At 44.5% G+C, this 12893-nt stretch carries 13 protein-coding genes and 1 tRNA gene; 7 read left to right on the forward strand and 7 right to left on the reverse strand.

The genetic code is table 11. The features are described from left to right. The 3 genes from NQ492_RS09445 to NQ492_RS09455 are packed head-to-tail and all read right to left on the reverse strand — an operon-like array spanning position 1 to position 2329. Entirely contained in the window at positions 1-1008 is a 1008-nt protein-coding gene (locus NQ492_RS09445) for an iron ABC transporter permease (protein ID WP_015547346.1), read from the reverse strand. Then, positions 1009-1188, reverse strand: a complete 180-nt coding sequence (locus NQ492_RS09450; RefSeq protein WP_015547347.1) for a hypothetical protein — start codon at positions 1186-1188, stop codon at positions 1009-1011. It abuts the gene before it with no gap. 1 nt (position 1189) lies between these two features. Next, positions 1190-2329: an ABC transporter substrate-binding protein gene (locus tag NQ492_RS09455; RefSeq protein WP_044054459.1), complete on the reverse strand. Its 1140-nt coding sequence runs from the start codon at positions 2327-2329 to the stop codon at positions 1190-1192. A gap of 105 nt (positions 2330-2434) precedes the next feature. On the opposite strand from NQ492_RS09455, the gene NQ492_RS09460 reads away from it, so the two are divergent. Both NQ492_RS09460 and NQ492_RS09465 read left to right on the forward strand, forming a co-directional pair. Beyond that, positions 2435-2509, forward strand: a tRNA-Pro gene (locus tag NQ492_RS09460). Positions 2510-2648: 139 nt separating this feature from the next. After that, positions 2649-3872: a site-specific integrase gene (locus NQ492_RS09465; RefSeq protein WP_015547348.1), complete on the forward strand. Its 1224-nt coding sequence runs from the start codon at positions 2649-2651 to the stop codon at positions 3870-3872. A gap of 67 nt (positions 3873-3939) precedes the next feature. Here NQ492_RS09465 and NQ492_RS09470 read toward each other — a convergent pair whose 3' ends face one another. The 3 genes from NQ492_RS09470 to NQ492_RS09480 all read right to left on the reverse strand — a co-directional run bounded on the left by NQ492_RS09470 (position 3940) and on the right by NQ492_RS09480 (position 6109). After that, on the reverse strand, positions 3940-4437 hold the full coding sequence (locus NQ492_RS09470; RefSeq protein WP_015547349.1) for a hypothetical protein: 498 nt from the start codon (positions 4435-4437) through the stop codon (positions 3940-3942). A gap of 33 nt (positions 4438-4470) precedes the next feature. Beyond that, on the reverse strand, positions 4471-4983 hold the full coding sequence (locus NQ492_RS09475; protein WP_015547350.1) for a hypothetical protein: 513 nt from the start codon (positions 4981-4983) through the stop codon (positions 4471-4473). Between the two features lie 358 nt (positions 4984-5341). Further along, on the reverse strand, positions 5342-6109 hold the full coding sequence (locus tag NQ492_RS09480) for a hypothetical protein (protein WP_015547351.1): 768 nt from the start codon (positions 6107-6109) through the stop codon (positions 5342-5344). A gap of 613 nt (positions 6110-6722) precedes the next feature. Between NQ492_RS09480 and NQ492_RS16260 the strand changes: the two genes are divergently transcribed. Both NQ492_RS16260 and NQ492_RS09485 read left to right on the forward strand, forming a co-directional pair. Continuing rightward, entirely contained in the window at positions 6723-7046 is a 324-nt protein-coding gene (locus NQ492_RS16260; protein WP_368072164.1) for a helix-turn-helix domain-containing protein, read from the forward strand. Positions 7047-7729: 683 nt separating this feature from the next. Then, a complete protein-coding gene (locus NQ492_RS09485) occupies positions 7730-8113 on the forward strand; it encodes a KAP family NTPase (RefSeq protein WP_259872895.1) in 384 nt (127 codons plus the stop codon). Positions 8114-8132: 19 nt separating this feature from the next. Here NQ492_RS09485 and NQ492_RS09490 read toward each other — a convergent pair whose 3' ends face one another. Then, on the reverse strand, positions 8133-9296 hold the full coding sequence (locus tag NQ492_RS09490) for an IS4 family transposase (RefSeq protein ID WP_141405246.1): 1164 nt from the start codon (positions 9294-9296) through the stop codon (positions 8133-8135). Between the two features lie 73 nt (positions 9297-9369). Between NQ492_RS09490 and NQ492_RS09495 the strand changes: the two genes are divergently transcribed. The 3 genes from NQ492_RS09495 (at position 9370) to NQ492_RS09505 (ending at position 12869) form a co-directional block, all read left to right on the forward strand. Then, a complete protein-coding gene (locus NQ492_RS09495) occupies positions 9370-12105 on the forward strand; it encodes a KAP family NTPase (protein WP_259872896.1) in 2736 nt (911 codons plus the stop codon). 105 nt (positions 12106-12210) lie between these two features. Continuing rightward, complete coding sequence (locus NQ492_RS09500) at positions 12211-12597, forward strand: DUF6908 domain-containing protein (RefSeq protein WP_015547353.1); 387 nt, start codon at positions 12211-12213, stop codon at positions 12595-12597. After that, positions 12594-12869, forward strand: a complete 276-nt coding sequence (locus NQ492_RS09505) for a hypothetical protein (protein WP_015547354.1) — start codon at positions 12594-12596, stop codon at positions 12867-12869. Before NQ492_RS09500 ends, NQ492_RS09505 begins: the two co-directional genes overlap by 4 nt. Positions 12870-12893: the final 24 nt, after the last annotated feature.

Consider the following 12893-nt stretch of genomic DNA (forward strand, 5'->3'; position numbering starts at 1 on the left):
TCAGAAGATATTGCGGTTGCGGACGACGACGAAGATGACGACCGGAATGCCCATCAGGGCCGTGATGGTGTTGATCGGCAGGGCGAGGCTCTTGGCGACGAGGTCGCAGACCAGAAGCAGGGCCGCGCCCGCGAGCATCGACCCCGGCATCAGGATGCGGTGGTCGGCCGAGGCGAAAAGCATGCGTGCGAGGTGCGGCACGGCCAGCCCGATGAAACCCACCGGGCCGCAGAAGGCGGTGACGGTGCCCGCGAGCAGGACCGTGGAGAGGAAGATCAGCGTGCGCGTGCGCTGCACGTTGAGTCCCATCGTGCGGGCATAGTTCTCGCCCAGCAGCAGCAGGTTGAGCGGCTTGATGACGGCGACGGCGAGCGCCAGTCCCGCGGTGACGACGGGAAGCAGCAGCGCGAGCTGGCTGCCCGTGACGTCGCCCAGCGACCCCATGGTCCAGATGACGAACGATTTGAGCGCCGCCTCGCTCGACAGGTATTGGAGGATTTCGACCACCGAACTGATGCCCGAACCGAGCATCATGCCGAGGATGAGGATGACCATGATGTCCTTGATGCGGCGGCTGACCGCCATCACGATGGCCAGCACGAGCGCCGAGCCGAGCCACGCAGCCCCGGCCACGCCCAGCGACCGGACGAACGAGTGTCCCGCGACGCCCAGCAGGGGGGCGCCCAGCAGGAACAGCGCGACGCCGAGTCCTGCGCCCGAGCTGACGCCCAGCACGTAGGGACCGGCCAGCGGGTTGCGGAAAAGGGTTTGCATTTCGAGTCCGCCGGCAGCGAGGGCCGCGCCGGCGAACAGGGCTGTGACGGCTTTCAGGAGCCTGATCTTGAGGATGATGTCGCTGGTGGCAGGGTCGCAGGAGCCGCCTGTGAGCGCCGCCCAGACATCGCCCAACGGCACGGCGACCGATCCGACGGCGAGGTCGGCGATGAAAAGCGCTGCGGTGAGCAGCCCGAGCGCCGTGAAAAGGAACGTGGTTCTGCGTGCGGTCATTTAGCGGTACTGGAATTTGAACGAGATTTCGTAACGGACGTCGGCGAAGCCGTAGCGCGAATCGCGCCTGACGTCGGCCCGTCCGTCGGCGTAGTGGCGGAATCGCGTGCCGGACCCCTGCGCCTGCGCGGCGGGCTGAAGGCAGAGGGGCGAAAGGTGGAGAATGGCGGCGTTTTTCATCTTATTCGAGGCGTTTGTAATAACAGGTCGGGACACTGTCGCCCAAGAAGATCGTCCGCAGGTCGCGCAGCACGAGGTCGGGGCGTACGACGCCCGATTCCCAGAAGTCGGAACCTCCGGCCGGGGTTTGGCGGCGGTTGTTGTTGTAGACGTTCCGGCTGCGCACGACCGGAATGCCGGAAAATTTCGGGTTCTGGGCCGTCAGTTCCGCCAGCGTGTTGCAGGGACCGACGTTGAGCCAGAAATCGGCGGCGTTGGCCAGCAGGTAGGCCTCCTCCATGTCGACGGCCACCGACGTGTCCGAATCGTTCTTCGTGTAGACGTACTCCCCGCCGGCATCCTCGATCAGGCGGATCATGTAGCTCTGCGATGAGGGCAGGAACCAGGTGTCGCGGTAGGGGGTGTTGAGCATCACCTTCGGGCGCGGTGCATCCGGGGCGGGGTGTGCTTTCAGGGCCTGGTAGTCCCGGGCGATCCGTTGCAGCGTGTCGGCCCCGGCCGCGCGCAGGTCGCAAAGCTCGGCCGCGAGGACCAGCCATTCGGCCTTGCCCAGCGGGGATTCTTCCATGTAGTCGCCGATATATATATAGGGGATGCCCAGTTCGCGGAGTTTGCCCGTGACGATGGTGTTTTCGCCCGTCACGCCGTAGAGCAGCATGAGGTCGGGGCGCATGGCGGCGAGCAGTTCGAAATTGAGGTTCGTGTCGTAGCCCACGTCGCGGACCTCGCCGCAGAGACGGTGTTCCCGGACATAGGGATTCGAGATGTAGTCGATGCCCGAGACGCCCGAAATACGCTTGGCCTGTCCGATGGCGTCGAACATCGCCACGTGGCTCGACGACATGCACACCACGTGGCGCACGGGAGCTTTTACGACCTGTCCGGCGAAGTCGGCGGGGGCTTTGGCGTCGTCGCGCAGGATCAGCAGGTGCTGTTCGCCGTTCGTGCCGCCCTGCCACGGATTGCGGATCGAGACGAGCGTCGAGGCATTATTCCCGTTCCCGCGGATGTCGAAGCCCGACGCGTAGGCCGGGGTGTAAATTTCGGTTGTGAAATCGCTCAAAACTGGCCCCGAAGAGCCTCCGCAGGCCGATGCGAGGGCCGCGGAAAAGGTTAGCAGAAGACGTGAAAATCGTTTCATTTCCGCAAAAATAGAAAAAAATCCTGCGGAAATGTGTTTGTTTTTGAAAAATATACTATATTTGCAGTCCCAAAGCGAAGGGTTTTGCTCTTTTGCCGAAGGAATCGGGGCGTAGCTCAGTCCGGTTAGAGTACACGTCTGGGGGGCGTGTGGTCGCTGGTTCGAATCCAGTCACCCCGACTGATGAAAAGGCTTGGTAATCTGATGATTATCGAGCCTTTTTCTTTTGTTGGCGGTTGATTGATTCGTGGCTTCTGACCCCGTTTTTACGTTGGTTTACACGGTCTGTGTAAACCGTGGTGTAAACCGCCAAAAGGCTATGGACGCCACTATTTCAGTTATTTGTTTCAAAAGCAAGACCCTCGCCAACGGGGAGCATCCGCTCATGTTGCGCATTACGAAAGACCGCAAACGGACGATGAAGAGTTTAGGCGTGTCGGTGCATCCGTCTAACTGGGATTTCGACCGCAACGAGCCTAAACCCAAGTGTCCCGACCGCAAGTACATTCAGCAAATCATTCTGAAAGTCAAATCCGAGTATCAAACCAAGTTATTGGAGAAAGCCGCCCGCGATGAAGACTACACGGCTGAAACGCTCGTAAAGGAACAGACCCGTGAGCAAATTCAGTCCGAGACGGTCGAGAGTTTCTATTTGCGGACGGTGGAACAACTCAAGCGGGAGGGGGCGGTAGGCAATGCCTATGCCTATCTGAACTCCTACAATGTGCTCAAATCCTTTAATGCTGACAAACCGCTGTCCTATACGTTCGGTCAGATAGACGAAGCGTTTTTGAGTGCTTTCGAGGGATGGATGCGGTCGAAAGGCAACAAGGAAACGACATTGAGTTTTCAAATGCGGACTTTACGGGCTATGTTCAACCGAGCAATTAAGGCAAAGATTGTCAGCAGGGAGAAAAACCCATTCAACGAGTACAAGATTAGCAAATTCAACACCCGTACACCGAAACGAGCGTTGAGCAAGGCAGACATGATGAAGATTATCGACGCTGATTGTTCACAGGGAAAGGAGATAGAGCAGTTTGCACACGATATTTTTGTGTTTTCGTACTTGTGCGGTGGCATATCGTTCGTGGATATTGCCAATCTGACCCCTGCCAACATTGCGGATGGGCGGCTGATCTATCACCGTCAGAAAACGCACGGAGCAATCAATGTTCCGCTGTCGGAAAAGGCAAAGGCGATTATTGGCAAGTATGACAGCCATTGTGAGCAGGCAGGTTATCTGTTTCCGATATTGGATGAACGGGTGCATATCACGCCTCTGCAAAAGAAGAACCGAGTGCATAAAATGTGTAGCAGGGTAAATGTCGCTTTGCGGAACATTGCTAAACGGTTGAAGATTAAAGCGACCGTTACAACCTATGTCGCAAGGCATTCATTCGCCACCGTATTGAAGAAATCGGGTGTGAATATCGGTATCATATCGGAGGCATTAGGCCACCATAGTTTGAAAACCACCCAAATCTACCTCGATTCGTTCGAGAACTCGCAGATAGACGCGGCGATGCAGAATCTATTATGAAAAAGATTGAGGGGGCTATCCATTGCTGGATAGTCCCCTCTAAAAGATATAAAAACAGATTATTGAATTATTCTAACTCATAACCAACTATCGGCATTGAGAACAAGACGATTGTTTCTCCATATACAGGCTCCAATCCACGCTCTATTACTGCCTTGACTTTCGCATACCCGTCAAAAATAATATGCTGAGCGACGCAGTCTGGTCCAACGCCTAATTTACTGCAATAAGCCCGAAATCCTGGAACCTGACAAAGACGCTTTGCCATCATTTTGATATGCTCTATCATCATGGCTGGATCATCATATGTTATTTCTGCAACCTCTGCGATGGCATCTTGTTTTTCGGTATAGGACAAACAGAGTGTCGAGATACCGTCATACAGTTTTCTGGCATTTTTTGTAACTTCCCAAAGCATTGTTTGCCAGTCCGTATCATCATCATTCGATTCGTAAATAGGCATTGCAGTTTGAGGTTTGCTAATTTCTTTTGCGATTTCAGATGTTGAAACGCCCATAGTGTCAATGCCTTGCTTGGCATTACGATTTTTCTTTGTTTTTCCCATATTTTACAAAAATATTTGTTTTATAAACACTTACTACCACTGAACATTCTCCTCTAAATTAAATCGAATGAATGCAAGTTTTAGAATGACAAGAGGGCCATACGTTTGTTCCAGACCATAACGAAGCACCTCATTTACTTTTCCGATACCTTCATATAAGATGTGCTGTGCAACTGCTTCGGGATTAACTCCTATTACGGCACAATAGCTGTCAAAATCGGGAGTATGCGTCCGCAACACCTCCGAAAAGAGTTGGAAGCAGGTATCGAACATTGTTGCATTCTCCCAAATATCATTGATTGCCTGACCGAGTGCTTCTTTCTTATCCTCGGCACTCGTCGATTCTGTTGTCAGCCCTCTATATTTAAGGTAGCTTCTGGCAAGATTGAATGTCGCCCAAATTTTGGATTCCCAGTTTATACATTCATCATTAGGGTGCTCCGAATCTACCAGTTTGTCAATGAATTGCGGGATTTCGTTCCCGTTGACGCTCTTAAACCCTGTACCTTGCAGAGTTCCAAAAGTTAATTTTGATGTTTCTATCATATAATTAAGATTAAGTTATATATCTCATTTTCTCGGCGTTAGGTCTGACTGGTGAGCTCTTGCCAGCTCTGGCGGCAGTCGGGTGATGGCTTGGGCAAACTCCCGTCATCGTCCTGCCGTGCGATTCGACCTGCGGCCTTTCGGTTCGGATTCTCTCTCCCTACCGAGAAGCGGAGTATATGTCAAAGAACCTGCGTTTGCGTTTTCAATGTTGAATACTACGAAAATCATACATAACTCATTATGGCAGAAATAGTTGGCGGATAGCAGAAAAGTGCATGATTATTACTTCCCCTTATCGGCAGAATAAAAAAAGGACGGCTCATGCCGTCCCTTATCATCCGATATGTAATTGGATTTATCTGAAATTCGCGCCTACCGTCGTCCACTCCTTATCCTTGTAAGATGTCCAGATTCCCGATATACTCTCGTCATTGTCAAGGAATTTCGGATTGTCCGTATAGCCGAAGAAATAGACGATGCGCGAAATCAACAGCATTCTGTTATAGGAAACCTTATTGGGATTCGTACTGCGGTTATCTTCCTCTTTGAACTTTTCCAAAAGCGGCAAAAAACACTTGATGGCAAGCGTTATCTTGTAACAACTTTTGAGATTCACCGAAAATCCGTCCAATCCGAAAGAACGGGTGTTTGACAACTTGGCATAGAGTTCTGCCACGTTGTCAGCAAGCAACTTGCCCAACATCCGTTTTGCAAGGTCGGATTCAAGGGTCGCACCGTGCTCGCGCCCTCGCCATGCACGGATTTTGGCATCGGGATTTTCTTGCAGGTACTTGGCGAAAGTCCGAAACTCCTCGAATACCGAGGTCGGAACCTGCTGCACATTTTCCGTCCGTTCCTGTACCACATCATAGACAAAGAGTATCGCCATCCAAAATTTCTCGGTGTCGATACCCATGGCCCGCAGGGAACGGATAATCGGAGCGTTCTCCAAATACTGCTCTTTCGTAAAGGGGCTTTTCAACCGCCCGTCCTCCAACTGATGCACGAAATCCCATCCGCGGAAAGAATCGGTTTGAAAATACTCTCCACAACTGTCGTCGAACTCCCATGTAGGATACATTCGGTTAGCAATCTCGGAAACATAATCGTAAAGCGGGTCCATAGCAGTAACATTCGGTTAAACAAAGATAGGAAAATTCGCCTGAAATTCCGCTGAACAACCAGCCCTTAAACTTGTATTTATTAAAGATTTTTATTATATTTGTAATAGCAAATCCGAGAATAGGGAAATTCTACTGCTTCCATAGAAAATAAGTTTATAGGACGGATAAGGACGGCATTATTTGCTGTCCTTGTCTTTGCTTCCTATTTCCACATTTTTTGAGTGTGAAATGAAGATTTCCTTTAATACTATCAATCCAGAATCAAAAATTATGGAAGATACGGATAACGAGATAGTAGGTATTGCTCAAAACTGTCCTGTGCAAACTGCTCAAAAGTGTCCTATATATACACTACCTACTTATACATAACCTAATAAGTCTTGCAGACCATGTACTACCATATCAAAGACCATAAATGATTCGACAACCGCAAGCAGGCCAAAGACCATTACGGCATTGCCTGTTTTCGAAAATTGTTGCATCTAAAAGAAATCATATTTACGAACAATCAAAATTCCATTGCCAACGATGAATTATACCGTAATCCCCAAATCAATCGTGAACTTTCAGACGGGAAACAGTAAACCCGTCGATATTTACGTGTGAGCAACCATTAAATGTTGTTCCAATCACGAGACGAACATTTCCCATGTAACAGAAGAAAAGCTATCCTTACTGACGGGATTGGATGAACGAACAATCCGACGTGTTATCAAACGCTTAAAGGATGCAGGTTACCTGACCGTACAGACTACCATTAAAGAAGATGCAGACAGAGGATTTATAAAGCGAAATTCCTACTATATAAAGCCAGCAAACAAAAACTATTTCTTCCTCGACAACAGTTTCTTTAAGCGGAACTATCCCGCCAAGATTGCAGGCTTCCTGCTCTTATTAAAGGCAATATGCCTTAATAATACGGATACCATCCAATGAAGCAATTCCCAAATTGCAAAGAGTATCGGTTTATCGAGGAACACAACCACAGTCCTCATTAAAGAGTGCCTGCAATTAAGGCTTATAAAGCCTATTTCTAAAGGCTATGAACTGACGGCAGGCTGTTTTATCAATTCCTCTGTTAAAAAGACCAATGCAGGGATTTATAAGGAGATATGCGATTTCTGCAAGGTGAAAGGTGTTGCCGTTCCCAAGTGGGATAAACGAGCGATGTCCGTACTGCTTATCAAGTATAATGCAATAGGCTTATCGAGAACAGAGCCAATAAGCATAACCTACCAACTCGATAAACGATGCAAGACTCTACCCGAAAAGGTATCGTTGGCCTATTTTATAAAGGTGCTCGATATGCAGGAACAATATAAAGCCGTTACGGAACGAGCAGAACAAGCAAAACAGTTTAAGGAAGAGTTCAAAGGTTTTGAGTTTTAGATAGTCAGCAAATAAATCATCCATATCCAGCCCTCATGCTTACGCATGCAGTGCTTTTCCCATTTAATAAGAATAAGAATATGACATAGTTTGCGGATATTTGATTTATATAGACCTTATTAATTGTGTCATCAGCTATTAATCAAATATTTATATAAAATCAAAAGTATCTGTGTTCTAAAATATTCACTATATTTGCAATAAAGAATTTTACTCAAACTTATCTAACCATGAGACGACAATTTATACTTGACAAAGAGATTGTCCTAAATGAGCAAACCGATTTGTTAAATACAGCGGGATATGCCAAAAATATAACTAAAATAATCCAGAATGCCCCTCAAGGGCGTGTATTTACCATCGGTCTTTTTGGAAGTTGGGGGTCAGGAAAATCATCAATTATTGAAACCGTAAGAGAGAATTTGACAAAGAATAGAAAGTCAAAAGTCAAATTCATATCTTATGATGCGTGGAAATACGTTAATGATTCTTTCAGAAGAATGTTTTTGTTTGAAGTTCAAAGAGGGCTTGGACATCAAAGAACGTCCCTAATGGATAAGTTCTATCAAAATAGTAGTCAAGATATAGATGTCAAGACATTAGTGTCCCGTTAAAATTGGGACGAAGTTAATATTAATCAAATAGTCCCTCCAAGAGGGGATAATCGAGTTCTTTGACATCGTTGAAATTAGTCTTTTCGAAGAGATCTCTCAGTGGAGTCTTATCCGTTAGTGAGATGCTCAAAATCTGCAGGACCTCATAAGTTGACCGCTTTAGTCGCATGTCGTGTTGGACGATGGCGACAAGGCAATAAGTTATGATTGCAGAGCAAATTTGTATTCTGACAGCGTTCTCTGTAGTGCCCCAGAATTTCTTAATCTTGAGGTGCTGCTTGAGCCACTTGAAGAACAACTCAATCTGCCATCGGTTCTTGTAGAGATTAGCAATTTCGAGAGCGGTAAGATGGAATGCATTCGTCAAAAATGCGAAGTCTCTGTCTTGCTCGTCATCGTGAAATCTCACAAGTCGCAGCCTCTCAGGAAACTTCTTCTGTGTGTTCACATCCGTGAGTTCAATAACGGAATCAGAAAGCACATTCTTAGGCAATCTACGTTTCCATTTCGTACACTTGTACTGTAAGTTCTTCTTCGCCCGAACCACGAAGTATGATTCATTAAGACAAATCTTGTAGAGTTCCTTGAATGCATTGTAACCACGGTCAAATACGTAGTAAGAACCTGATTCATAGGGAATCTCCTTCATTGCCTTTGAATCGTGTACCGATGCAGTCGTAATATGGAAGAAAGCAGAAACTTGGGACTCCAGATCATAAAGGACATGCGCCTTAACGCCTCCTTTCTTCTTGCGGAACTTTGCCCACCAGAATACTGACAAGCAGAGCGGAATCGTTGTTGAATCAAATGCATAAACATTCCCCTTCAGCTTGAAGATGTCGGTTGCTCGTTTCTTGCGAGCCTGTTCCATCATGAAGAAGGCAAAGTCTTCAAAGATCCTGTAGTCACGATTCTGATTCGCTGTGGCAAATGTCGTTTTCGCTATTGGATTACGCCCCATTCCAAGGTGATAACATTTGGATTGGTGAGTCTCCAATGCAACGACAACATCACGCAGGCTCTCACGGTTACAGAGTTGTCCGAACATGAGTGCCATGAGCTGATTCCAGCAGGTGAAGTTCTTGACATACCTGTTCCCATCATACTTGTCAACCAGGTGACGGAACTTGTTGTTGTCGAGAAATGCAACCAATTGAGCGAATACATATTTGTCTTTGTTCATAGAGCAGTCCCTTTATGGGCTGCAAAATTACAAATTCAAATCGTCGCACATGAAAAATTACTTCTAATAGACTATGTTTCAACTATTTCAAAGACCGACTTGCCCGCTTTTACGGGACAGTAGTGATGTCAAGAATAAAATTTCACCCCTGAAAATATTTTCACTAATCGCCGCATTAATAATTACGATTATCTTGGTGCAATTTTCCGTTCAGGAAATTGATACTAAAGTTTCTATATATTCTATTATAGCTCTTGTAGGAGTGTTGGGCGGAATATTAACAGGTGCTTTCAACCAACTTAAAGTATCTGTCCAAAGACCTCATATTTTTGCGCCAGAACAATTCGAGCAATGTTTTAAAGAAATGATAGAGGCAACGCTAAAGCCAGATATATTGAAACGCGTTTTAGAGTTTATTTTACCGAACACGGACCGTCAGAAACAAATAATAATAGTAATTGACAATGTGGATAGATGTAATAATGAACAGGCGTATAATCTATTAACAGACATCAAAACATTCTTAAGTAATGAACCATATAATATTATCTTTATTATTCCTGTGGATGATGAGGCATTGAGGAAACACATATTAGGTTCAGTAAAAAACGTAACGGACGATTGCGCAAAGGAAAAAGAGGAGTTTTTACGTAAATTTTTTAATGTTGCGATAAGAATAAAACCGCATCAACCAACTGAAATGTATGAATTTGCAAAAAAACTAAACGATAAATATAATCTAGAGTTTTCTAACGCAACTATCAATATTGCATCTAAAGAGTATGCAAGAAATCCTCGTCGTATTATCCAATTATTCAATAATCTATCGGCAGAATTAAATAATTTCCCTGCAGATTTTGCAGTAAAATATGAAACTTTAATTTGTAAATTATTAATAATACGAGAGGAGTATTATGCTTATTATCAAGAGGTATTACAAGACTATTCTCTATTCGAGAAAGGTATTGTTCCAAAGAGTTTAGAGAAAAATTCGGAACTCAAACGCTTATTGGATGATACCAGAAGTTATACATCTAATTGCGATAGTTTTGTCATTTCTAAAATACTAACAAATTCGGATAGCCTATTTGCCGATATACCACAAAAAATAAAGGATATAATAGATTCGCATAATGTTACAGATGCATTGAAGGAGCTTCCAATATGGCTTGCTGAAAATGTTTCGCATTTAGACAAATTAACTACTTATTGCCTACATAATATAGATAGAACGATAAGACATAAACTATGGGATACTGAATTCAAAGCATATTTTGAGTTTATTGCAGCAGTCAATCCATCAGTACAATTTACATATAATGACAATTTAAGATTTGAAGAAAAATTCAGATTGTCATTAGATGAAATTATCGTTGTTGCAAATAACCCAGAACAGATTGTAGCCTATTCTTGTAATTTATATAGGCAAGGATTACGATACATAACAGACGGTATCTCATCATACCTTCTAAAGAACGAGCGTTCTGCTGGGATTTGGGATAGTTATTTTCATGAATGTATCCGACAATATAATGATGCCTCTGTAATAAAACCTTTAGGTGTACTATTCACCAAGGTGTATAAACAAGACCATTTCTCTTTGACCGAACTAAATCAAGCGCAAATAGATTATTTGGTTAATGACGATTTACTTTCATATGCAATAGAGCAATGGCCAGATTTAGACAATGATAATATTTACATCAAGGATGTTGTATACATATCACAGAAGCGCCAGATTTCAGAAAATGTTGTTATAAAGATTTATGAGAAAATACACCATATTTTAGGAGACTTGAGGGGCGTTTCTCAAAGTATTATTCTAGAAAAATTGAAAGCCATAAATATTGTGACAGAAAATTTATCATTAACCAATAATCTGCCCTCTATTCAAAATATTGTTACTCTAATCGCTGGAACGAGGCCAATGCCTCATCCCTCATATCCATCACATCGGAATTACGATCAAAACATTAGGTTTATAGATGAGTGTACTAATGATGATACAGCCATTGAAACCGTTGTTAAATTTGGTTGCATTACATATAAGGTGTCAAGTGGTCGAATTGCAATTGACAATATAATAGATCCATTCTTCGCTCAATCCTCAAATATAATTTTAGATCAATTATTATGGTTAAAAAATAGATGGGGATTTAACTTGTATCCTTTGGCGAATTATATTCTTAAATTCAAGTCGTATAACAACGATAAATTAATGGAATTATTTGCAGATCATTTTACAGCTAAACCTAACAATAGGTATATTCTTTCGGAAGAAATAATACAAACGAAATTAGATGAGATGTTAAAATTTGCCATTCAACATAATAGTTCCCAAATGTTTGATTGGTTGAATGCAATTTCTCTTAAAAGTGAGAGGATTAAAGCTATGTTAATTCCTATTATATCGGAAAAAACGATTGCAGATATACAAACTTTACCAAAGGACTTGATGAATCTGGCTGTAAATAGTATCAATAAAACAAACATTGAAAATTATAAGAAATATCCAGACTTCTTAACTTATCTGGCTCAAAATGGTAATATGCAACAGAAAAGTTATTTAGCAGGGATGTTCTCTGATATGCTAAATAAAAATGAGAATGTAAATGTCGTATTAGGCATAATACAGTCATTCAATTCATTAAAACAGGTAGATTGCAAGTTGCTTACAACGCAAATACAACGCATAATGGAGGGGCTAGATAGTCTACCAGATGATAATGAATATTTAACAGCGATGAGTTACTTAAATTCTTTACTTCAACCATTAACACGCGCAAAAGAAGATAAAAAAACAGCGTAATATTGGGGATGCCATCGTTTTGGCATCCCTTTTTTATCCTGCCCACAAACAGATACATGAATCAAAGCCCCCTCCCTATTGTCAAATGTAAAACCGTTTTATAATATGAAAACACTTGACAGAAAGGCGGCGGAGATTTTCCGCGCATTGTTGGCTCTGCAAACAACCAAAATCGACAACTCGGACGGTACTTATATGCCCGTCTACCTTGAACTGATCGGCCGTATCGACAACTACAACTTTTTCTCGCTGGCTCATTACGGACAGCAAAACGGAGATGCCATGCGAGACCCCGAAATGCTCTTTGCCCTGCACAAAGAAACACAGCAATTCATTCCGTACTATTACCGCAATGACTACTGCGGCATCGAGCAGAACAGCGTGAAATGGTCGGAAGATGGAATAGCGTTGAATCCTCGCTTGCAGGCAGAACACACCACATTCGCTAATCAATGGCTCCGTAACATAGCCGCTCAACAAGGAATCCTATGACAGCACAACGATTGGTAGAGAACTGCGTACTGACGAATCAAACCGCAGTCGTGGACGAAATGCTGAACAAGCACCTGCTACCAGAAGAATATATCTATCCGTTCCTGGGCGATGTTATGGAATGGTGGCTTATTGACAGTTGGCTGGCAGAACGTCTGAAACGCGAGGGAGAAGTTATCATCGAGGAATACGGTTGCTGTTGGTGGGGCAGGTTAGCGAGTGGGCAGGCAATCTGTATGGACAGCGTTATACAAGAGATAGCCGCAGGATAACGTGCGGAACACTCTATATACGCT

Origin of the sequence: Alistipes shahii WAL 8301 (assembly GCF_025145845.1) — a bacterium.
Taxonomy (GTDB): domain Bacteria; phylum Bacteroidota; class Bacteroidia; order Bacteroidales; family Rikenellaceae; genus Alistipes; species Alistipes shahii.

Excerpts from the sequence above, each read along its gene's own strand:
- NQ492_RS09465 (WP_015547348.1), top strand. The coding sequence starts at position 2,649 with ATGGACGCCACTATTTCAGTTATTTGTTTCAAAAGCAAGACCCTCGCC.
- NQ492_RS09490 (WP_141405246.1), bottom strand. The coding sequence starts at position 9,296 with ATGAACAAAGACAAATATGTATTCGCTCAATTGGTTGCATTTCTCGAC.
- NQ492_RS09475 (WP_015547350.1), bottom strand. The coding sequence starts at position 4,983 with ATGATAGAAACATCAAAATTAACTTTTGGAACTCTGCAAGGTACAGGG.
- NQ492_RS09455 (WP_044054459.1), bottom strand. The coding sequence starts at position 2,329 with ATGAAACGATTTTCACGTCTTCTGCTAACCTTTTCCGCGGCCCTCGCA.
- NQ492_RS09495 (WP_259872896.1), top strand. The coding sequence starts at position 9,370 with ATGTTTCAACTATTTCAAAGACCGACTTGCCCGCTTTTACGGGACAGT.
- NQ492_RS09505 (WP_015547354.1), top strand. The coding sequence starts at position 12,594 with ATGACAGCACAACGATTGGTAGAGAACTGCGTACTGACGAATCAAACC.
- NQ492_RS09480 (WP_015547351.1), bottom strand. The coding sequence starts at position 6,109 with ATGGACCCGCTTTACGATTATGTTTCCGAGATTGCTAACCGAATGTAT.
- NQ492_RS09485 (WP_259872895.1), top strand. The coding sequence starts at position 7,730 with ATGAGACGACAATTTATACTTGACAAAGAGATTGTCCTAAATGAGCAA.
- NQ492_RS09470 (WP_015547349.1), bottom strand. The coding sequence starts at position 4,437 with ATGGGAAAAACAAAGAAAAATCGTAATGCCAAGCAAGGCATTGACACT.
- NQ492_RS09500 (WP_015547353.1), top strand. The coding sequence starts at position 12,211 with ATGAAAACACTTGACAGAAAGGCGGCGGAGATTTTCCGCGCATTGTTG.
- NQ492_RS09445 (WP_015547346.1), bottom strand. The coding sequence starts at position 1,008 with ATGACCGCACGCAGAACCACGTTCCTTTTCACGGCGCTCGGGCTGCTC.
- NQ492_RS09450 (WP_015547347.1), bottom strand. The coding sequence starts at position 1,188 with ATGAAAAACGCCGCCATTCTCCACCTTTCGCCCCTCTGCCTTCAGCCC.